General features: G+C 73.3%; 19 protein-coding genes and 1 pseudogene. 9 read left to right on the forward strand and 11 right to left on the reverse strand.

What is annotated here, in order from left to right; translation table 11 throughout:
- From E4U92_RS05690 to E4U92_RS05700, 3 genes and pseudogenes are all read left to right on the forward strand, one after another.
- Window positions 1-500: pseudogene (locus tag E4U92_RS05690) on the forward strand (2-oxoacid:ferredoxin oxidoreductase subunit beta); the annotation flags it as partial.
- A complete protein-coding gene (gene fdxA / locus E4U92_RS05695; RefSeq protein WP_137299138.1) occupies window positions 497-820 on the forward strand; it encodes a ferredoxin in 324 nt (107 codons plus the stop codon). The pseudogene E4U92_RS05690 and the gene fdxA, both read left to right, overlap by 4 nt.
- A 454-nt stretch (window positions 821-1,274) precedes the next feature.
- The gene (locus E4U92_RS05700; RefSeq protein ID WP_137299139.1) at window positions 1,275-1,883 is read left to right on the forward strand and encodes a hypothetical protein; all 609 of its coding nucleotides are present in this window, start codon (window positions 1,275-1,277) and stop codon (window positions 1,881-1,883) included.
- Between the two features lie 275 nt (window positions 1,884-2,158).
- Here the strand turns inward: E4U92_RS05700 and E4U92_RS05705 are convergent, their stop codons facing one another.
- On the reverse strand, window positions 2,159-3,235 hold the full coding sequence (locus E4U92_RS05705) for a hypothetical protein (protein WP_137299496.1): 1,077 nt from the start codon (window positions 3,233-3,235) through the stop codon (window positions 2,159-2,161).
- A 221-nt stretch (window positions 3,236-3,456) separates the two neighbouring features.
- Between E4U92_RS05705 and E4U92_RS05710 the strand changes: the two genes are divergently transcribed.
- The 3 genes from E4U92_RS05710 to ligA all read left to right on the forward strand — a co-directional run bounded on the left by E4U92_RS05710 (window position 3,457) and on the right by ligA (window position 7,015).
- The gene (locus E4U92_RS05710) at window positions 3,457-4,032 is read left to right on the forward strand and encodes an RICIN domain-containing protein (RefSeq protein WP_137299140.1); all 576 of its coding nucleotides are present in this window, start codon (window positions 3,457-3,459) and stop codon (window positions 4,030-4,032) included.
- A 352-nt stretch (window positions 4,033-4,384) separates the two neighbouring features.
- On the forward strand, window positions 4,385-4,840 hold the full coding sequence (locus E4U92_RS05720; protein ID WP_137299141.1) for a hypothetical protein: 456 nt from the start codon (window positions 4,385-4,387) through the stop codon (window positions 4,838-4,840).
- An 87-nt stretch (window positions 4,841-4,927) separates the two neighbouring features.
- Window positions 4,928-7,015, forward strand: coding sequence for an NAD-dependent DNA ligase LigA (ligA, locus tag E4U92_RS05725; protein ID WP_137299142.1), 2,088 nt, complete (start codon window positions 4,928-4,930; stop codon window positions 7,013-7,015).
- Here the strand turns inward: ligA and E4U92_RS37005 are convergent.
- The 5 genes from E4U92_RS37005 to E4U92_RS05750 form a co-directional block, all read right to left on the reverse strand.
- Window positions 7,012-7,299 carry an NUDIX domain-containing protein gene (locus tag E4U92_RS37005; RefSeq protein WP_137299143.1) on the reverse strand — a complete coding sequence of 96 codons (288 nt, stop codon included), beginning with the start codon at window positions 7,297-7,299 and terminating at the stop codon, window positions 7,012-7,014. The two genes, ligA and E4U92_RS37005, sit on opposite strands and share 4 nt — an antisense overlap.
- Before the next feature lie 152 nt (window positions 7,300-7,451).
- Window positions 7,452-8,576, reverse strand: coding sequence for an XdhC family protein (locus E4U92_RS05735; RefSeq protein ID WP_137299144.1), 1,125 nt, complete (start codon window positions 8,574-8,576; stop codon window positions 7,452-7,454).
- Complete coding sequence (locus E4U92_RS05740; RefSeq protein WP_137299145.1) at window positions 8,569-10,698, reverse strand: xanthine dehydrogenase family protein molybdopterin-binding subunit; 2,130 nt, start codon at window positions 10,696-10,698, stop codon at window positions 8,569-8,571. The genes E4U92_RS05735 and E4U92_RS05740 overlap by 8 nt, the downstream gene beginning before the upstream one ends.
- Window positions 10,695-11,687, reverse strand: a complete 993-nt coding sequence (locus tag E4U92_RS05745; protein WP_137299146.1) for an FAD binding domain-containing protein — start codon at window positions 11,685-11,687, stop codon at window positions 10,695-10,697. Before E4U92_RS05745 ends, E4U92_RS05740 begins: the two co-directional genes overlap by 4 nt.
- A complete protein-coding gene (locus tag E4U92_RS05750; RefSeq protein ID WP_137299147.1) occupies window positions 11,576-12,226 on the reverse strand; it encodes a (2Fe-2S)-binding protein in 651 nt (216 codons plus the stop codon). Before E4U92_RS05750 ends, E4U92_RS05745 begins: the two co-directional genes overlap by 112 nt.
- 247 nt (window positions 12,227-12,473) lie before the next feature.
- On the opposite strand from E4U92_RS05750, the gene E4U92_RS05755 reads away from it, so the two are divergent.
- Both E4U92_RS05755 and E4U92_RS05760 read left to right on the forward strand, forming a co-directional pair.
- Complete coding sequence (locus E4U92_RS05755; RefSeq protein ID WP_137299148.1) at window positions 12,474-13,049, forward strand: TetR/AcrR family transcriptional regulator; 576 nt, start codon at window positions 12,474-12,476, stop codon at window positions 13,047-13,049.
- 468 nt (window positions 13,050-13,517) lie between these two features.
- Window positions 13,518-14,075 (forward strand): hypothetical protein, encoded by a 558-nt coding sequence (locus E4U92_RS05760; RefSeq protein WP_137299149.1) that lies wholly within the window; start codon window positions 13,518-13,520, stop codon window positions 14,073-14,075.
- A gap of 66 nt (window positions 14,076-14,141) precedes the next feature.
- Here the strand turns inward: E4U92_RS05760 and E4U92_RS05765 are convergent, their stop codons facing one another.
- From E4U92_RS05765 to E4U92_RS05780, 4 genes are all read right to left on the reverse strand, one after another.
- Window positions 14,142-14,921 (reverse strand): exodeoxyribonuclease III, encoded by a 780-nt coding sequence (locus tag E4U92_RS05765; RefSeq protein ID WP_137299150.1) that lies wholly within the window; start codon window positions 14,919-14,921, stop codon window positions 14,142-14,144.
- A 37-nt stretch (window positions 14,922-14,958) separates the two neighbouring features.
- Window positions 14,959-15,594 (reverse strand): MBL fold metallo-hydrolase, encoded by a 636-nt coding sequence (locus tag E4U92_RS05770; protein ID WP_137299151.1) that lies wholly within the window; start codon window positions 15,592-15,594, stop codon window positions 14,959-14,961.
- A 133-nt stretch (window positions 15,595-15,727) separates the two neighbouring features.
- Window positions 15,728-17,050 carry a bifunctional 3-oxoadipate enol-lactonase/4-carboxymuconolactone decarboxylase PcaDC gene (pcaDC, locus tag E4U92_RS05775; protein ID WP_137299152.1) on the reverse strand — a complete coding sequence of 441 codons (1,323 nt, stop codon included), beginning with the start codon at window positions 17,048-17,050 and terminating at the stop codon, window positions 15,728-15,730.
- A gap of 199 nt (window positions 17,051-17,249) precedes the next feature.
- Window positions 17,250-18,818, reverse strand: a complete 1,569-nt coding sequence (locus E4U92_RS05780; protein ID WP_137299153.1) for a carboxylesterase/lipase family protein — start codon at window positions 18,816-18,818, stop codon at window positions 17,250-17,252.
- Between the two features lie 343 nt (window positions 18,819-19,161).
- On the opposite strand from E4U92_RS05780, the gene E4U92_RS05785 reads away from it, so the two are divergent.
- Window positions 19,162-19,611 (forward strand): DUF5707 domain-containing protein, encoded by a 450-nt coding sequence (locus E4U92_RS05785; protein WP_137299154.1) that lies wholly within the window; start codon window positions 19,162-19,164, stop codon window positions 19,609-19,611.
- An 84-nt stretch (window positions 19,612-19,695) separates the two neighbouring features.
- Here E4U92_RS05785 and E4U92_RS05790 read toward each other — a convergent pair whose 3' ends face one another.
- On the reverse strand, window positions 19,696-20,184 hold the full coding sequence (locus E4U92_RS05790) for a GNAT family N-acetyltransferase (protein ID WP_168725040.1): 489 nt from the start codon (window positions 20,182-20,184) through the stop codon (window positions 19,696-19,698).

Raw genomic sequence — 20,184 nt, forward strand, 5'->3', positions numbered from 1 at the left:
ACCGCAAGCACCTCACCGAGACCCTGCGCCAGGCCGCCGCCCACCCCGGCACCGCACTCATCGAGATCTACCAGAACTGCAACATCTTCAACGACGGCGCCTTCGACGCCCTCAAGGACAAACAGACCGCCGAGGAAGCCGTCATCCGCCTGCGGCACGGCAAGCCGGTCCGCTTCGGCGCGGACGGCGCGCGCGGCGTCGTACGCGACCGCGTGACCGGAGACCTGGAGGTGGCCACCGTGACCCCGGACAACGAGGCCGACGTCCTCGTCCACGACGCCCACGCGGCCACGCCCACCACGGCGTTCGCGCTGTCCCGGCTGGCCGACCCAGACACGCTGCACCACACCCCGATCGGCGTGTTCCGCTCGGTGGACCGGCCCGTCTACGACACGTCGATGGCCGACCAGCTCGACACCGCGATCGAGCAGTACGGCAAGGGCGACCTCGCCCTGCTGCTCGCCGGCAACGACACCTGGACCGTGGAGAGTGCCTCATGACCTACGTCATCGCGCAGCCGTGCGTCGACCTCAAGGACAAGGCGTGCGTCGACGAGTGCCCCGTCGACTGCATCTACGAGGGGGCCCGCAAGCTCTACATCAACCCGGACGAATGCGTGGACTGCGGCGCCTGCGAGCCGGTGTGCCCCGTCGAGGCGATCTTCTTCGAGGACGACCTGCCGGACGGCTGGACGGACTTCCGCCGGGCGGACACGGAGTTCTTCGCCGGCCTCGGCGCGCCCGGCGGCGCGGCCGGGGTGGGTCCGGCCGACCGCGACCACCCGGTGGTGGCGGAGCTGCCGGTGCCGGCGTCGTCCTGAGGGAGCCGGCCGGGCGCCGGCCCGGTCAGCCGCTCGGCCAGGGCCCTCAGCACCTCCCGGCGCCCTTCGGCGAGCTCGGCGGATGCCGGTGCGGTGGTCGCGGGCTCGAACAGGGCTTCCAGCAGGTCCTCGGCGCAGGCCGCCAGCGGGCGGCGCACGATGGCCGTCCCCTCGCCACGGAGCAGGACGCGGACGATCTGCAGCAGCATTTCATCCGGGTTCTCGGCGGCGGGCATCAGGTGCAGCGGGCTGCGGACGGTGTAGCCGGGCAGGTCGCCATCGTTGTGGGCGGTGGCGGTCCCGGGGGCCGGGCCGGCGCCGAAGGCGCTCGCAGGGGCCGCTGACACCGCTCCCCGATCGCTGTACCGCCTCCATCACGGCGGCGATCCGTGCCATGACTCTCGGATCCCCCCGCCCCGACAAGCCCACTTGCCCCGCCACTACAGTGCGGTGCATGTCGAACGCTCACCCGTCAGAGCCCGGCCCCCAGGGCCCGCACGGGCCGCCTCAGCCCCCGCACACCCCCGCCGCTCCGCCCCCCGGCCCCTACGGCGCCCCCGGCCCCTATACCGCCCCCACCCCCTACGGCGCCCCGAGCCCCTACGCCGCCGCTCCCGGCCCGCACGGCGCCCCGGGCCCCTACGGGCCGGGACCGGCGGGCGGCCCCTACCCGTACCCCTTCACCGCGCCCTTCCCGCTGACCATGCCCGCCGGCGTGCGGGCCGCGCAGTCGGTGAACTTCTCCGTGGCGGGCCTGGGTCTGCTGCTCACCGTCGTGGTCTCCGCCACGTCCGGTGCCTACGCATCCGGGCGCCTGCTCAGCGGCTACCTGCTGGCGTTCGTCCTGTGCGCCCTGGCCTTCGCCTACCCCAAGGCGGGCAACGGCGTGCGGGTGGCGTCGATCGCGGTGGCCGCCCTGCAGATCCTCATGGGCCTGGGCTCCCTGGCGAACGGCACGTTCCTCGGCATCGTCCCGCTGGGCGCCGCCATCACCGTCGTCATCCTGCTCACCCAGCGCCCGGCGATCCACTGGTTCACCCGCCCCCGCACCCCCGGTCGGTAGGGTTCTGCGTCTCGTCGGCGATCGGTCGGGCGGCCCGGGGCCGTCGGGGGATGAGAGAGACGTGGGCAAGCTGCCCCACGCGTTCGCGCTGCCGCGGATGCTGCGGCACTTCACGGCCACCGGCGAAGGGCTGCCGCCCGACGGGGCGATGGAGGTGGACGAGCCCAACCCCGCCCTGCGGGCCGCGCTGTCGGCGGCCCGGTCGGGCGACCGGGAGCCGACGGCCGACCTCGACCCCGACCCCGACACAGCGTGGGCCTGCTCGGGGAGCTCGATCACTGGATCAGATCGGTGTGCAGGTGCTCAGGGGAGGTGGGGCAGATGTAGATCTGCATGTTGTCCGTGCTGCCCACTTCCACCCTGGTCGGCTGCGAGGGGTTCAGGCCCGCGTAGTGGGAGTCAGCCGCGGCGGCCTGGTCTTCCTGTGGCGTCCAACTGCGACCGCCGTCGCCGCCGTACCACTCGAAGGACGCGATGGTCAGTAGCGGAAGCATCCGCGCCTCGCACACGGCGCAGTAGCGGGGGTACGGGTCGGTGCGGCCCCACGGCGGCCAGCCACCGACCTTCCAGCCGGGGGCGTTGGCCAGATGAGTGTCGTAGAACTCGCGCGGATACTCCGCGTAGGAGCTGTCCACGCCGGTGGCGGCAGCCTGCCACCTGTTCCAGTCGTTCAACAGTTGTTGCAGCTCCTGGCCCACATCCAGGCTGTTCGGGTACTCGGTGATCGTTTCTGGTGCCAGCACACACGGCTCTGGCACGTATCCCGGATAGTCCGCCTCGTACGGTTGCGGTGGTGTGGCGAGGATGTCGGTGACCTCCGCGGCCGATCGCCAGAACAGCGCAGTGGACGGTTTGTAGTCCGGTTCGTGCTCGTACGGGCACCAGAGAACCTGGAGCAGGTCGGCCTGTCCTGGTGGCCGCAGCAGGGGTATGTCACGCAGGAACAGCTGAGCCACAGGCAACATCGGGACCGGGCACTCGGCGGGTTCGGGAGAGCCGTCGTCGAACCGCTCGGCGAGCCACGCGGCATATCGCTCCTGAAGAGCCTTCTCCCCGGGAGTGAGGGTGGGCGCCGGTCCTCCTGGGCGCCGACGTTCCCGCAGACGCCGCTCGAGCCGTATTTCGGTGGGTGACTGGCGGAATCCGCTGTCCACGTGCAGGTGCGCTTCTTCGCAGTGCGGCCAGGGTTCCGCTGCCGGCCACAGCAGCGGGCCGCCGACCGAGCTGTCCCTCACCGAAGGCGACCCTGGACGCGGATGCAGCCGTATCGCGGGCCGGGCGAACGGAGCCAGCTCGGGGAAGACCTCAGTCACCTCGAGCGGCCGCGGCGGTGTAGTGCGAACAAGACTCATTCCGGTGATCTTGCCACCAGCCACTGACAGTCCCCTGCTTCGGCTGCCCGGTGCTTGATGCTCGCCCTGGGCCCTCGGGAGAGGAGCAGGGGGCGGCTTCCCCCACATTTCTGGGATGGGCCGGCCCTGACGGCACTGCGAGCCTTGTCCACGCCGCCCGCCCCGCTCAGCCGGCGTCCGGTAGCGGCATCCGTATCCGTGAACCCACCGGGGGGACAAGCATGTTCACGTCGCGCACTCGTACGGCCGTCATCACCGGCACGCTCACCTTGACGGCCGCCCTCCTCGGCGCCGCACCGGCTGGAGCCACTCCGACCGCAGCCCAGGACCCGGTCGCCGCGCAGGCCGTGCCCACGGTCGGCGTCAGCGTCGTCAACACCTACAACAACCGCTGCCTGACCGCCATGGGCACCTTCAGCGGAGCAAGTGCCCAGCTCTGGGACTGCACGGGCGAGGCCCGCCAGAAGTGGACGGTCAACTGGGTCTATACCCCCCTCGGCGGCTACTACGAGCTGCGGAACTCCGCCAGCGGCCTCTGCCTGGACGCCGACGACAACACGATCGGCAGCAACGGGACCCGGGCCCAGGTCTGGGAGTGCCTGGGTACCGGCCAGAAGAACCAGCACTGGCGCTTCGAGCCCGCCACCAACCAGGCCGACGTGTACCGGTTGCGGTCGCGGTACAACGGCCGCTGCCTGGACGGGGAGTACCAGCAACTCGGCGGCAACGGGGGCCGGGTGCAGCTGTGGGACTGCTACGGCGACGGACAGGTCAACCAGCTGTGGAAGGTCGCCTGACGTCGTTCGGCCGGGTCGGCCCGTCGGCGGGGACGGCCCCTCCGACGGGCTGGCGGGACCATGCCTCGCTGCTGCTTGGTGTGCTCTGTGGCGAGCAGTCCGCCCTTCCGGGTGCGCGCGTGACTTCATGGGCCGGAGTCGGATCGGTCGTCGACGGGCACAACGTCAACGGCGCCTCCACCTGGCGGTCGGCGAAGAGGGCCTCCAGCGCCGTGCACCGCCGCTCATACACCGGCCGAGAGCTGGCCTCCGGCTGCGAGCGCGCGACCAGGGATGCTCGCTGCCTGCGTAGGTTTTTGATCCCTGGCAGTGAGCTGCGCACACCTGTTCCCCGGGCTGCGATCATGACGGCATGGCCCATACCGTCCTGTTCTTCCTCGCTGATGACGACAAGGCCGCGGCTGCGACGCGGCTGCGGGGGCCCGGTGCTGCACTCGAGTCCGTGAGCTGCAAGTTCATCGATCCCGACACGGCCATTGCAGAGTGGGACATGTATTTCGAGGAGCCGTCGGCCGAGGCCCCGTCATCCGAGCGGCTGTACGCGTGGCGCCCGTGGCCGGAGTGGGTCACTCCTCCCTTGAACGATGGCATCGAGGTACTCGCTCTGCCGAAGCGGCTGATCCAGGCGCTGGCCAACGCGAGCCGCGCCGAACTGGAAGAGCTCGCCGGTCGCTGGACCGCGCGGCTTCGGTCTGAGGACGGGGACGAGATGACGGACGACGATCTCCTGGCAGTCCTTCAGCACGTCGCCCGGCTCGCGCAATCCGCGGTGCACCACGGCGGCGGCCTCTACAGCTGGAGCCTCTGACGGAGCGAGTACCAGCAGTGACGACTTCCTGAACGCAGGGGCACTGCCGCATCGGGCGATGTCAGTGGTGGCAGGCAGGATGACCGCATGACAACACCTGCAGCTGTGATCATGGATGCCGCCGCGTACGCGCAGGCGGTCGAGGACGCGGTGACGGCGTCGGCCGCCTACTACGCGGGTGGGACGTCGGCCCTGGACGACGACGCCTACGACCGGCTGGTACGGGGCATCGCCGCGTGGGAGGCCGGCCATCCTGATCAGGTGCTGCCCGATTCCCCGACGGGGAAGGTCGCCGGCGGCGCCGTGGAGGGCGATGTCCCGCACACGGTGGCGATGCTGAGCCTGGACAACGTGTTCTCGGCGGAGGAGTTCACCGCCTGGACCGCCTCCTTGGCCCGGCGCATCGGCCACGACGTCGAGCGGTTCAGCGTCGAGCCGAAGCTGGACGGGCTCGCTGTCGCCGCCCGGTACGCCGGCGGCCGCCTCAGACAGGTGATCACTCGCGGGGACGGGACGGCCGGGGAGGACGTCTCGCACGCGATCGGCACCATCGAGGGCCTGCCCGAGACACTCGCCCAGCCGGTCACCGTCGAAGTCCGCGGCGAAGTCCTGATGACCACCGCCCAGTTCGAGCACGCCAACGAGGTGCGCACCGCCCACGGAGGGCAGCCGTTCGCCAACCCGCGCGGCGCCGCGGCCGGCACCCTGCGTGCCAGGGAGCGCGCGTACACGCTGCCGATGACGTTCTTCGGCTACGGCCTGCTGCCCCTGCTCGACACCGAGCCGGCGCTCGCCGCGCGGCTGGGCGAGCTCGCGCACAGCGACCTCATGGACCAGGCCGCCGTCTACGGGGTGAACACCACTGCCACCACTGCGGTGCCCGGCACCACCGCCGACAGCGTCGAGCAGGTGCTGGCCCGCGTGCAGGAGATCGCCGCCCTGCGCGCGGAGCTGCCGTTCGGGATCGACGGGATCGTCGTCAAGGCCGACCTGGCCGCCGACCAGCAGGCAGCAGGATCGGGTTCACGCGCTCCGCGCTGGGCGATCGCCTACAAGCTGCCGGCCGTCGAGAAGATCACCCGGCTGCTCGGGGTCGAGTGGAACGTCGGCCGCACCGGCATCATCGCCCCGCGCGCCGTCCTGGAACCGGTGGAGATCGACGGCGCCACCATCACCTACGCCACCCTCCACAACCCGGCCGACATCACCCGCCGCGACCTGCGCCTGGGCGACCACGTGATGGTGCACAGGGCCGGTGACGTCATTCCCCGCATCGAAGCCCCCGTCGCCCACCTGCGCACCGGCGACGAACAGCCCGTCGCCTTCCCCGAGACGTGCCCGCGCTGCGGGTCCGCCATCGACACCAGCGAGCAGCGCTGGCGCTGCGAGAACGGACGCAACTGCCACCTGGTGGCCGCCCTCTCCTACGCCGCCGGCCGCGACCAGCTCGACATCGAAGGTCTCGGCCACACCCGCGTCGTCCAGCTCGTCGACGCCGGCCTCGTCACCGATCTCGCCGACCTGTTCACCCTGACCCGCGAGCAGCTCATCGGCCTGGAGCGGATGGGAGCGACCAGCACCGACAACCTCCTCACCGCCATCGCCGCCGCCAAGAGCCAGCCGCTGTCACGGGTGCTGTGCGCGCTCGGGGTCCGCGGCACCGGCCGCTCCATGTCCCGCCGCATCGCCCGCCACTTCGCCACCATGGACAACATCCGCGCCGCGGACGCGGAAGCGATGCGGCAGGTCGAGGGAATCGGCACCGAGAAGGCGCCCTCGATCGTCGCCGAGCTCGCCGAGCTGGCCCCGCTCATCGACAAGCTCGCCGCGGCCGGTGTCACCATGACGGAACCCGGCGCCACTCCCCCGTCGTCGACGGACAGCGTCACCGGCGACCACGACGAGCGGTCCGAGGGGGCGAGCGGACCGCTGGACGGGATGACCGTGGTCGTCACCGGCGCGATGACCGGCCCCCTGGAGAAGCTCAGCCGCAACCAGATGAACGAGCTCATCGAACGAGCCGGCGGCCGCTCGTCCTCCAGCGTCTCCAAGAAGACCACCCTCGTCGTTGCCGGAGAGGCTGCCGGATCCAAGCTCGCCAAGGCCGAAGACCTCGGTGTCCGCCTGGCCACCCCGGACGAGTTCGCCGCACTGGTCGCCGACCATCTCACCTAGATCCTGTTCCAGGTGCGGTCCAGCATGTGCGCCGCGTCGGCAGCGGGCGGTGACAGCACTGCGGTGTCCCGTATGTCCCTCAGGGGCTGAGACGCAGCGTAGAACAGTGCTGTCAGGCTCCAGCTGATGCCGTTCCTCTGTGAGGTCCTCGCGTCGAGCAGGCGGGCCCCGACCAGCTCAAGGCCCGTCTCTTCCAGGAGTTCGCGAGTCAGCGCCTCAACAGGCTGCTCACCCGGATCGATCCCGCCACCAGGCACCGGTGTCAGACGAAACCCTGACGCCATCAAGATCGACTCTGACTACGGCGAGCTTCGAGGTGACAATCTGCCGCTCGATGGGTCGTGCACGCGGCCTGGCCCCGCGCGCCCGCAGGAGCCGGGGCCGTCGATGGTCCCGGCTCCTGCGGCGTGTCCGCGCCCTGCCGTGGGCGGGCCGTTCAGGCCGGCAGCGGCTGCCTGTCCGGCCGGTGGATCGGGGCGGCCGTACCGGTGAGCGGGGCGCCCGTTCCGCCGTGCCGCTGCGCGATGATCTCCGCCGCGATGGACACGGCGGTCTCCTCGGGGGTACGGGCGCCCAGGTCCAGCCCGATCGGGGACCTCAGCCGGGCCAGCTCGCGGGTGCCGACCCCCGCCTCCCGCAACTGCCGTTCCCGGTCCTCGTGGGTGCGGCGCGAGCCCATGGCACCGATGTAGGCGGCCGGCCGGCGCAGCGCCTCCCGCAGCAGGGGCACGTCGAACTTGGCGTCGTGGGTCAGCACGCACAGCACCGTGCGCGCGTCGGTGCCCGTGCGCCGCAGATACCGGTCGGGCCAGTCGACGACGATCTCGTCGGCGTCCGGGAACCGGGCCCGGGTGGCGAAGACCGGCCGGGCATCGCACACCGTCACGTGGTAGCCGAGGAACCGCCCCGCCCGCACGAGCGCCGCGGCGAAGTCGATGGCGCCGAAGACGATCATGCGGGGTGGCGGCACGGCCGACTCCACGAGGAGGGTGACACCACCCGGGCAGCGGGTGCCGTCCTCGGAGAGCTCCACCGTGCCGGTCCGGCCCGCGTCCAGCAGCGCGCCGGCCTCGGCGCGCGCGGTGTGGTCCAGCTCCGCGCCGCCGCCGAGTCCGCCCTCGTACGAGCCGTCGGGACGGACGAGCAGGGCCCGGCCGAGCAGCCCCGCCGGGCCCCGGGCCACCCGGGCCAGGGCCACCGGTTCACCGTCCGCCGCAGCGGACAGCGCGGCCTCGTGCACCGGCTGCCCGGCGGAGTACGGAACGACCAGCACGTCGATCGTCCCGCCGCAGGTCAGCCCTACGGCGAAGGCGTCCTCGTCGCTGTAGCCGAACCGCTCGGTCAGCGGCTCGCCGTCGCGCAGGGCCTGGCGGCACAGGTCGTACACGGCGCCCTCGACGCAGCCCCCGGAGACCGAGCCGATCGCCGCACCGCCGGAGTCGACGGCCAGGGCCGCCCCCGGTGGGCGCGGGGCGCTCCCGCCGACGGCGACGACGGTGGCGACGGCGAAGTCCCGGCCTTCCTCGGCCCAGGCGTGCAGGGCCCCGGCCAGGTCAAGCATCGCCGCCCGCCGACAGAATGCGGTCGGGCCGGATCGGCAGGTCGCGGTGGCGCACACCGGTCGCGTGCCACACCGCGTTGGCGATCGCGGCGGCCGCCCCCACGATGCCGACCTCGCCGATGCCCTTGATGCCGACCGGGTCGTCGGGGTCGGGGTCGTCGACCCAGTCGGCCTCGACGTGCGGGACGTCGGCGTGCGCGGCGACGTGGTAGCCGGCCAGGTCGGCGCCGTAGACACCGCCGCTCGCCGGGTCCCGGACGGCCTCCTCGTGCAGCGCCATGGACAGGCCCCAGATCATGCCGCCGACGAGCTGGTTGCGGGCGGTGAGGGGGTTGACGATCCGGCCGGCCGCGAAGACGCCCAGCATGCGGCGCACCCGTATCTCCCCGGTGGCCGGGTCGACGGCCACCTCGGCGAACTGTGCCCCGAAGGAGTGCCGTTCCTTCTGCGCGAGCGCCCCGACGGCCTCCGTCGTGTCCGACCGTACGGTGATGCCCTGCGGCGGGATGTCCGCGCCGGGCGCGAGGCCGCGGCGCAGTTCCTCCGCCGCGGCCGTGACGGCCCAGGCCCAGGAGCGGGTGCCCGCGGAACCGCCGGCGACCATCGCGGGGCCGAGGTCGCTGTCGCCGATCCGCACCAGCACGCGATCGGTGGGCACGTCCAGGGCGTCGGCGGCGATCAGGGTGAGCGCGGTCCGGGCGCCGGTGCCGATGTCGGCGGCGTTGATCCGGACCGTGAAGGTGCCGTCGGCCTCGGCCGTCACGGAGGCCGTGGAGGGCATGGCCATCGCCGGGAAGGAGGCGGCCGCGGTGCCCGTGCCGAGCAGCCAGCGCCCCTCGCGGCGCACACCGGGGCGCGGGTCGCGCTCCGCCCAGCCGAACCTGCGGGCCCCCTCACGGAAACAGGCGACGAGGTTCCGCCCGGCGAACGGCAGTCCCGAGACCGGACCCACGGCGGGTTCGTTGCGCAGGCGCAGGTCGATTGGGTCGACACCGCACTTCTCGGCGAGTTCGTCGAGCGCCGACTCCAGCGCGAACGAGCCCGGCGCCTCGCCCGGGGCGCGCATCCAGGTCGGGGTGGGCACGTCGAGCCGCACCAGCCGGCTGACCGTGTGGTGGGCGTCGGCGGCGTACATCGATCGGCCGGCCGCGGCGCTCGGCTCGACGAACTCGTGCACGGTCGAGGTCTGGTTCAGCGAGCGGTGTTCCAGGGCGCGCAGCCGCCCGTCCGGATCGGCCCCGAGGCGGACGCGCTGGGCGGTGGGACTGCGGTAGCCGGCGAGCGAGAACATCTGACGCCGGGTCATGACGACCCGTACCGGCCGGTGCAGCACGGTCGCGGCCATCACGGCGGCCACCTGGTGGGCGCGTACGCCCTTGCTTCCGAAGCCGCCGCCGACGTGTTCGGAACGTACCCGTACGGCCCCGGGGTCGAGGGAGAACAGGTTCGCGAGGTCCCCCGCGACCCAGTGGGTGCCCTGGTTGGAGTCGACGACCTCCAGCCGGCCGCCTTCCCAGCGGGCGGTCGCCGCGTGCGGCTCCATCGGGTTGTGGTGCTCCTCGGGGGTGGTGTACTCGGCGTCCACCACGACGGCGGACGCCGCGAGTTCCCGGTCGAGGTCGCCCTTCTCCACCACGGCCGGCATGTGCCCGTCGACCGGGTACGCCTCGGCCTCACGCCCGGCGGAGAACGCCACGTCGTGCGGCTCCTCGTCGTAGTGCACGACGAGCGTCTCGGCGGCCTCCCTGGCCTGTTCGGAGGTCTCGGCGACGACCAGGGCCACCGGCCAGCCCCGGTGGGGCACCCGGTCGTGCTGGAAGAGGGCGGTGCCGGGGTCCGGCGGGACGCCCATCATGCCGACGAAGTCGGTGTCGACGCGCGGGGCGTTGTGATGGGTGAGCACGGTGAGCACGCCGGGCATCGCCAGGACCGTGTCGGTGTCCAGGGCACGGACGCGGCCGCGGGCGACGGTGGACAGCACGAGCCAGCCGTGGGCGAGTTCGGCGAAGGGGATCTCCGCGGCGTACCGTGCCGCGCCGGTGACCTTGTCGCGGCCCTCCACCCGTGTGTGGGCGGTGCCGGTCACCCCGGCGGCGGATCGCCCTGTGGTGGCGGTGGTCATCGGGCGGCCTCCTCTGCGAGTTCGCTGAGGACGGCCACGACGAGGTTGCGCATCAGGGTCACCTTGTATCCGTTGCGGGGCAGGGGCCGGGCGGCCGTCAGTTCGGCGTCCGCGGCGGCCGCGAAGGTGTCGGCGCCGGCCGGGGCGCCGGTCAGGACGCGCTCGGCCGCGAACGCCCGCCAGGGGCGGGAGGCGACGGCACCGAAGGCCAGGCGCACGTCGTGCACGACGCCGTCCCTCAGGTCGAGGGCGGCGGCGACCGAGCCGATGGCGAAGGCGTACGAGGCACGCTCGCGCACCTTGCGGTAGCGGGAGTTGGCCGCCGTGGGGGCGGGCGGCAGGGTGACGGCGGTGATGAGGGCGCCCTGCGGCAGGGCGGTCTCCCGGTGCGGTGTCTCCCCCACCGGCAGATAGAGGTCGGCGATCGGCAGCTCGCCGGGTCCGTCCGCCGTCTCGTAGGACACGCGGGCGTCGAGGGCGGTCAGGGCCACGCCCATGTCGGAGGGGTGGGTGGCGACGCAGTGACCGGAGGCGCCGAGGATGGCGTGATTGTGGTGTTCACCGGTGAGGGCGGGGCAACCGCTGCCCGGAACGCGCTTGTTGCAGGGCGAGTCGACGTCGGTGAAGTAGCCGCAGCGGGTGCGCTGGAGCAGGTTGCCGCCGACCGTGGCCATGTTGCGCAGCTGCCCGGAGGCCCCGGCCAGGACCGCCTGGGCCAGGACCGGGTAGCGGCGCCGGACCTCGGGGTGGGCGGCCAGGTCGCTGTTGGTGACGGTGGCGCCGATGCGCAGTCCGCCGTCGGGTGCCGACTCGACGCGGTTCAGGGGCAGTTCGCGTACGTCGACGAGCCTTGCCGGCCGTTCGACGCCGGTCTTCATCAGGTCGACCAGGTTCGTGCCGCCGCCCAGGAAGCGGGCGTCCGGGTCGCCGTCGAGCAACGCGACCGCGCCGGCGACGTCATGGGCGCGGTGGTAGCCGAACTCCCCCATGCGGCGGCTCCGTTCGCCTCGGCGGCGCGGGCCACGGCCTGCACTATGGACACGTACGCGCCGCAGCGGCACAGGTTGCCGCTCATCCGCTCGCGGATCTCCTCGGGGGTCAGGGGCGGTGGTCCCGCCTCGGGCCGCAGGTCGGCGGTGGCGGCGCTCGGCCAGCCCGCGGCGTGTTCCTCGATGACGGCGACGGCCGAGCAGATCTGGCCGGGGGTGCAGTAGCCGCACTGGAAACCGTCGAGGTCGAGGAACGCCTGCTGCACCGGGTGCAGCCGGTCGCCGTCGGCCACGCCCTCGACGGTGGTGATCTCGTGCCCCTCGGCCGCGACCGCCAGCTGGAGGCAGGCCACGCTGCGGCGCCCGTCGACCAGGACGGTGCAGGCGCCGCACTGGCCCTGGTCACAGCCCTTCTTGGTGCCGGTCAGGTCGAGCCGTTCCCGCAGGGCGTCGAGCAGGGTGGTGCGGTGGTCGACGGTCAGCGTGTACTTCTCGCCGTTGACGGACAGGGTGAGGTCGCTGGACGTCGATGAGGCCATGGAAGCCTTCTCTCTCACGTGGTGAGGCGGGTCGCTGGTCAGGCGTGGATGCCGCGGCTGGCGGCGCCGGTGCGCGAGCGGGCAGGATGCGGGGCAGGTGGGCCGCGTCCGGCCGCCCGGGTGTCCCGCACGGACGGCACGCCGATACGCTGGAAACAAGCGGACAGTTGTCCGTTACCCGGAAACGTAACGGACAACTGTCCGCTTAACAAGGATCGGGTTTCGGCCATCACCGCGAGGAGGACCCGTGGGTCAGAACAGGGAAGCGCCCCTGCGCTCGGACGCGCAGCGCAACCGCGCGCGCATCCTGGAGGTGGCCCTGGCCGAACTGACCCGCTCGGCCGACACCCCGCTGAGCACGATCGCGAAGAAGGCCGGCGTGGGGCAGGGGACCTTCTACCGCCACTTCCCCACCCGTGAGGCCCTGGTCCTGGAGATCTACCGCCACGAGATGCAGCAGGTCGCCGACACCGCGGCCCCGCTGCTGCGCAGCCGGGAACCCGACCGGGCGCTGCGTGAGTGGATGGACGGGCTGGCCCGGTTCGCCATGACCAAGGCTGGACTGGCCGACGCGATCCGGCAGGCCGCCGGCGCACCCGGCGCGCAGAAGCCGGGCCACGCCCCGGTGACGGAGGCGGCCGAGTGCCTGATTCGGGCCGCCGAGCAGGCCGGGACCATCCGCCCGGGGATCACGGTGGACGACCTGTTCCTCGCCATCGGAGGCCTGTGGACGCTCGACCCGCACAGCGACTGGCAGCCCCGGGCGACTCGCCTGCTGGACCTGGTCATGGACGCGCTCCGGGCCGGGGCGCCGGGCCGCTGACGGGTCCCGGTCGCCGACGCACCGCGCGGAGGCGCGTGCCGGGGACGCTCGTCAGCTCGCCACCGAGGACGCCAGTCCGCGGAGTTCGCCCAGGGCCGGTGCAGGGGACCCGGGTGAGGGGCAGGTCCGGGCTGAGGCTCGCGCATCAGGCGGAGACCACCGCAAGTCCCTTCCGCACGAACGGACTTGAACGGCCGGCGGCACCCAGGGCCACAGGCGGCCGGCCGGGCCTTCGGCCCGGCCGCTCCGGGTGGTTGCCCGGGTGGCCGCCCCCGGTTCCTCGCATCGCGACGAGCCGGACGGCTGACTAGACTGAACGAGAAGGGGATCTTCCGGGCCACCAGTACCGGTCGACGCGGCCGCCACGTCGGGGTGGGAGCGGCCGCCGGTTCCGCGCAGTCGTGAGGTACCCGCTGCGCGAAGTTGAACAGCAGACACCAACTCCGATGCTTCGAAGGAGACGGAGTCATGGTGAGCATCCTCGAGCGCCGCGGTGTCACAGCCGTCCTGTCGGCTCTGCTGGCCGCGGGCACCCTCACCGTTCCAGCCACCGCGGAGGCGGCGACGCCGCGGGCCGCCGGCGCGGCCGTCGCGGATCCCGCCGTCCTGCCGATGCAGGGCGTCGTCCTCGGCAGGAACGTGACCTTCGGCGGCGGTGTGCCGGTCGGCGGCTGGTACTCCCTCAGCGTGTTCCCGAGCGGCACGTACTCCTACTCCGGTCACATGCACGTCTCGGGCGCGCCGAGCTACACCTTCGCCGGCGTGTGCGTCGTGCGCTTCACCAACGGCACGGCGTTCGTGTTCCAGACGTCCGGTCGGCTGCACGGCACCTTCGAGTCGGGGTCCCGCGACCACAACTGGAGCACGAGCGGCTCGCGGCAGTCGATCCGTGACGCCTGGAAGAACTCCGGCGGCGGCTGGAACGCGCGCTGCAGCAACCGCGTGGACATCGACCTGGGAGCCCTCGTCAACTCGACCGTGCAGGCGGTGGGATACGCCGCGCAGGTCATCGCGATCGTCGCCTGAGCGGTACGCGCGACCGGGCCGCGGCCGCCTCCCCGGCCGCGATCCCGGGTCCCAGGGAGTGTCTCCCTAGACGTCCAGGTCGACGACGACCGGGGCGTGGTCCGAGGCACCCTTGCCCTTGCGCTCCTCGCGGTCGACGTAGGCGTCCTTGACGGCCTGGGCGAACGGGGCGTTGCCGTAGACCAGGTCGATGCGCATGCCGCGGTTCTTGGGGAAGGCGAGCTGGCGGTAGTCCCAGTAGGTGAAGGGCTGGTCGTACTTCAGCGGACGCGGCACCACGTCGGCGAGGCCGGCCTCGCGCAGGGCGGTGAGGGCGGCCCGCTCGGCGGGGGTGACGTGCGTGGAGCCCTCGAAGGCGGAGGCGTCGAAGACGTCGTCGTCGGTCGGCGCGACGTTGTAGTCGCCGAGCACCGCGAACGGGCGGGAGCCCTGCGCGTCGCCCGCGACGGCGGCCCGCAGGGCCTCGAACCACTCCAGCTTGTACGCGTAGTGCGGGTGGCCCACCTCACGGCCGTTCGGCACGTACACCGACCAGACGCGGACCGGGCCGCAGGTCGCGGAGAGGGCGCGGGGCTCCACCGCGCCGTCGTAGCCGGGGTCGCCGGGCAGGCCCTTGACGACGTCCTCGATGCCGACGCGGGAGAGGACCGCCACGCCGTTCCACCGGCCGGTGGCGTGGACCGCCGCCTCGTAGCCCAGCTCGCGCAGGGGTTCGAACGGGAACTGGTCCTCGGCGACCTTGGCCTCCTGGAGGCACAGCACGTCGGTGCCGCTGCTCTCCAGCCAGGCCAGCAGCCTCGGCAGGCGTGCGGTGATCGAGTTCACGTTCCAGGTCGCGATGCGCATGGTCCCCAACCTACCCGGAGGGTCCGACAACGCGGCCTCAGAGGTCCGCGGTGCCTCCGGGGGCGAGCCGCAGGTGCTCGGAGCCGCCCAGGTTGCCGAGGTGGGTGTCGTAGATCGGGCGGGCGAGGTCGGTCAGGAGCGCGTCGTGGACGTCGTAGACCCGGCGGGGCCCGACCTCGCGCACGTAGTCGATCACCTCGGCGATCTTGCTCCAGGGTGCCTGCACCGGGACCAGCAGGGTCTCCACGGCGTGGTCGGGGACGGTGAGGGCGTCGCCGGGGTGGAAGACCAGGCCGTCGTCGACCAGGTAGCCGACGTTGGTGACGCGCGGCAGGTCGGGGTGGATGACGGCGTGCAGCTCGCCGTGGACCTGCACGTCGAAGCCGGCGGCGGTGAAGGTGTCGCCGTGGCCGACGGTGTGGACGCGGCCCGGGAATGCCGGGGCGAGCTGCTCGGCGACGGAGCGCAGGGCCCACACCTCGGCGGCCGGGTCGGCGTCGAGGGCGGCGCGCAGGCGGCCCTCGTGGAAGTGGTCGGGGTGCTCGTGGGTGACGAGGATCGCGTCGGCACCGGCCGCGGCGTCCTCCTCGCTGAACCCGCCGGGGTCGAGGACGAGGGTGCGCCCGTCCTTCTCCAGCCGGACGCACGCGTGCGACATCTTCGTGAGCTTCATGGGTCCATCCTGCCGGGTGGGGCGGCCGACCGGCCGTTGCAGCGCGGGTGGGCCCGCCGCGCCTCGTGCGGCCGCCCGGCCACCCGGTCACCCGGTCACCCGGCTCTGCGGGACTACGGGACCACGGTTCTGCCTACTCCCGTGGGGTGGTCTCCTCGCGGATGACCTGCTGGGCGACCCGGAAGGCGTCGGTCGCGACGGGGACGCCGCAGTAGACCGCCGCCTGGAGCAGCACCTCCTTGATCTCGTCCGGGGTGAGGCCGTTGCGCAGGGCGGCGCGGATGTGGACGGCCAGCTGCTCCAGGTGTCCGCCCGCGGCCAGCGCGGTGAGCGCCACGCAGCTGCGCGAGCGCCGGTCGAGGCCGGGGCGGTCCCAGACGTCGCCCCATACGTAGCGGGTGAGGAACTCCTGGTAGTCCTCGGAGAAGGCGTCGGCCTGCGCCAGCTCCCGGTCCACGTGCGCGTCCCCGAGCACCTCGCGGCGGACCTTGAGGCCGGCGTCGTAGGCGTCGGCGCGGCTGCCGCCGGGCGGCGCGGCCGGGGCGGGCGCGATCTCCGCGACGGGGGCGACGGGCTGCGGGGGCACGACGGGGGCGCGCGGGGGCATGGCGCCCATCGGCACCATGCCGGTCATGCCGGGCAGCGCGGTCTGGCCTGTGCTCACGTCGTAGGCGGGCTGCCAGGCGGTGGAGAAGTGCCGCACCAGCAGGTCGGTGACGGCCGCGGGCTGCTCCACGGGGACCAGGTGCGAGGCGCCGGGGACGACGGCCAGGCGGGCGTCCGGGATGCCGGCGACCAGCGTACGGGCTTCTGCGGGGCCGGTGACCTGGTCGTCGGAGCCGACCAGGACGAGGGTGGGCACGCCGACCCGGCCGAGTTCGGCGCGGACGTCGAAGGAGGCGAGCGCCTCGCAGGCGGCGATGTAGCAGCCGGGGTCGGTGGTGCGCACCATCTGCACGGCCCAGTCGGTGATCGCGGGCTGGGCGGCCGCGAAGCCGCCGGTGAACCAGCGCTCGGGCGAGGTGCGGGCGATCGGGTCGAGGCCGTTGCTGCGGACGATGACGCCGCGCCGGCGGAACTCGTCGGCCGACCCGAACCGCGGTGAGGCCGCGATCAGCGCCAGTGAGGCCAGCCGGTCGGGGTGTCGGAGCGCCAGCTCGACACCGACCGCCCCGCCGAGCGCGCAGCCCGCGTACCCGAACCGCTGGACACCCAGGGCGTCCAGGGTGACCAGCAGCCGCCCGGTGAGCTCGGCGACCGACCCGGCGGGGTGGGCGGGCGCCCCGCCGTGCCCCGGCAGGTCGAACCGCAGGACCCGCCACTGCTGGGCCAGTTCGGGCACCTGACGGTCCCACATGTGCCAGGTGGTGCCCAGTGAGGGACCCAGGATCAGGACCGGGGCGTCTTCCGGTCCGTCGAAGCGGTATTGCAGGGTGTTCGGGGGTGTCTCACTCACGCCCCAGACCTTCTCATGTCTCACGCTGCCGCTGTGACGAGGGTTGCGGGTGCACGGGCCCGTCGAACGGGCATCCACCGAGCCGAGCGTCAGATGAGCGACGTGCGCCCGGGGGGTGAAGGTCGGCATCGAGCCCATGGGCACCCTGCAGCACCCGCCGCGGCCCGCCCGGCCGGTCGCCCCCGGCTCACACGGAGGCTCACGCGGGCGGCACCCGCACCGACAGCGTCCCGAACTCGTGGTCCCGCCACAGCCTCCTCGACACCTCCTCCGGGTACCGGCCGACCCGCGGCTCCGCGTCCAGGAGCCACACCCAGCGCTCGTCGGGGTCGTAGGCCGGCCAGCCCGGGTCGCCGGTGCGGGCGAACGCCGTCCACGCCGTGCGGAAGCACTCCGACAGGTGCCTCGCCGCCTCGGGCACCTCACCGTCGCCGAACAGCAGGTGGCCCAGGTCGGCGTGGTACGTGCCGAACAGCAGCGGGACGTCCAGGTTGTGGCAGGCGCCCAGCGCTCCGCCGGCGCCCGGGGCCGGCCAGGTCAGCTCGTACACGTGCGCCCGGCCGCCGCCCGCCACCTGGGCCTCGGCCAGCCGCAGCGAGGGCATGCGGAACAGCCAGTCCGACTGCACCCGCTCGAACAGCCCGGCCGGGCCCGCGTCCGGGAACGCCTCCCGGTACGCCCGCGCCCCCGCCGCCCCGCCCGGCGCGCACAGGCGCAGCGCCCCGGCCGCCCGTTCCTCGGTGACCCGCCCCTGGAGGCCGCCCAGGACCACGAACAGCTGGTACTCCCGCGCGGTGTGCCCGGCGATCAGCTCCACGTCCCGGCCCGCGCCGTCCTCAAGCGCCTGCCAGGGCGCGGTCGGCAGCACCTCCCCGTCGACGACCGGCGAGTACGGGGTGGACGTGGGAGCGAGCAGGCCCCAGCGGTCGGCGTCGGCCGTCATGCCGGCGCTCAGCGCGGCGCTCGCCCCGGCCAGTGCGTGGGGGGCCACCGTCGACAGGTCGTCCGCCGTGGGGCGCACGCCCGCCTCCGCGGCGAGGGCGCGCCCGACGTCCGCCGCCAGCTCCGGGGAGAAGAACGTGCCCGGCACGCTCTGGGCGATCGCCCGCCGGAACAGTCCCCGGGCCGCCGGCACCGCCAGCAGCGAGGCCACCGAGCCCCCGCCCGCCGACTGCCCGAACACCGTGACCCGGTCCGGGTCGCCGCCGAACCCGGCGATGTTCTCGCGCACCCACCGCAGCGCGGCCACCTGGTCGAGCAGGCCCCGGTTCGCGGGCGCGCCCTCGATCCACGCGAACCCCTCGGCGCCCAGGCGGTAGTTGAGGCTCACGACGACCAGGTCGCCGGCGCGGGCGATGTGCTGCGCGTCGAAGCCGGGACTGCCCGCGTGGCCGAGCTTGTAGGCGCCGCCGTGGATCCACACCATCACCGGGCGCGGGGCGCGGTGGCCGGTCCCGGGACTCCAGACGCTGACCGTGAGCCAGTCGCAGTCGTCGCCGGCCGACGGGTCCGCGCCGGCCGCGCGGCCCTGGAAGCCCGGCTCCTGCGGGGGTGGCGGGCCGAAGGCGTACGCCTCGCGCACCCCGTCCCACGGCCGCGGCGCACGGGGCGCCCGGAAGCGGGCCTCCCCCACGGGCGGCGCGGCGTACGGGATGCCACGGAAGACGCTGAGTCCGCCCTCCCGGCGCCCGCGCACGACACCGGCCGCGGTGCGCACCACCGGCGCACCGTGCGGGTCGCGCTGCTCGTCCGTCCCGGCTGTCGTCATCGGCGTCTCCTCCCCCAGGATCGTCCGGGCAAGGGCGGGTGTCGAACGGGCGGCGCCGGCTCGGCACGGCACGACCGCCGGCAGGCCGGCGCAGAGCGCCGCCGGTCAGGGCCTGTCGTCCGGATCGTTCCGGGGTCGCGGGGTCCGGCAGGCGCATCTGACCCCGCTCGGGTCGGCGGCAAGGCGCCGTGGGCCGGCCGGACCGCTGCGGACGACGAGCCCCGGTCCCCAGTACGAGTTGAGTACTCGTACTCACGGCGGGGCTGCCCCGCGCGGTGATCCTTGATGCAGCGGCGCAGCCGAAGGCGCCGCTCATGTCGACACCATCACGGGGAGAACTGTCATGTCTCGACGCATCGTCCTGGGCTCGGTCGCCGCACTCGCCGTCGTCGGCGGCGCCGGAGCGTTCGTCCTGGCGTACGCCGGAGAGCAGCCGCCCGCCCTGACCCACAGCACCGCCCGCTACACGGCTCCCGCAGGGGACCTGGCGGGCTCCCTCACGTTCACCACCAATGTCACTGCGGCTTCCGGTGTCAGGAGTCTCAAGGTGCTGGCCTGGCCGGCCGCCGGCCCTTTCGCGAAGAAGGGGCTGACCGAGAAGGAGCTGGCCGCCGCGGAGACGGCCCTGTGCGAGCCCGCCGGTGGGGACACCGCCCGCTGCACCTACAAGGTCACGGTGAGTGCCGCTGACGCCTCCGAGTCGCACGGCCTCTGGCACGTCGCCACCCTCGCCACGGCGAAGAGCGGCGACACCGCCTTCGACGACAGGACGACGACGTTCACGGTCGGCTGAGCGGCGCTCCCCCCAGCGGGCTGATGCGCAGGCAACAGCGTGTTCGCCGGGCCCGTCGCAGTCGACATGCCCTCGCCCGCCGCGTCACTCCGGCGGCACGCGGAACTCGAACTCGGGACGGTCCCACGGCACGGCCGGCGGGTTCGCGGGGGCGGTGCCGGTGCGCACCGCGCCCACGCGGTGGTAGAAGTCCGCGGCGGGAAGGTGCGACACGACCTCGACGTGGTCGAGTCCGGCGGCACGGGCCTCGGACAGCATGTGCGCCACGAGCAACCGCCCGATGCCCCGTCCCTGCACATCGTCGGCCACGAACAGCAGGTCGAGCTCCGGGGGCGCGAGCACCAGCGAGTAGAACCCGAGGACCTGGCTGTCGTGCTCACCGCCCGCGACGGCCACGAAGACGCGGTGGGCCTCGATGTAGTCCGGTCCGACCCGGTAGCCCGCGACTGCGCTCGCGTACTTCCCCTCGTAGGCGCCCGAGCCCCGCACCAGCCGCGTGAGCCGCTTGGCGTCCTTCGCGACGGCCCTGCGGATGGTGATGGGGGGGCTGGTCGGGGAAGTGCGCCTGCTCAT

It is taken from the genome of Streptomyces galbus (genome assembly GCF_005280195.1).
Taxonomy (GTDB): Bacteria; Actinomycetota; Actinomycetes; order Streptomycetales; family Streptomycetaceae; genus Streptomyces; species Streptomyces galbus.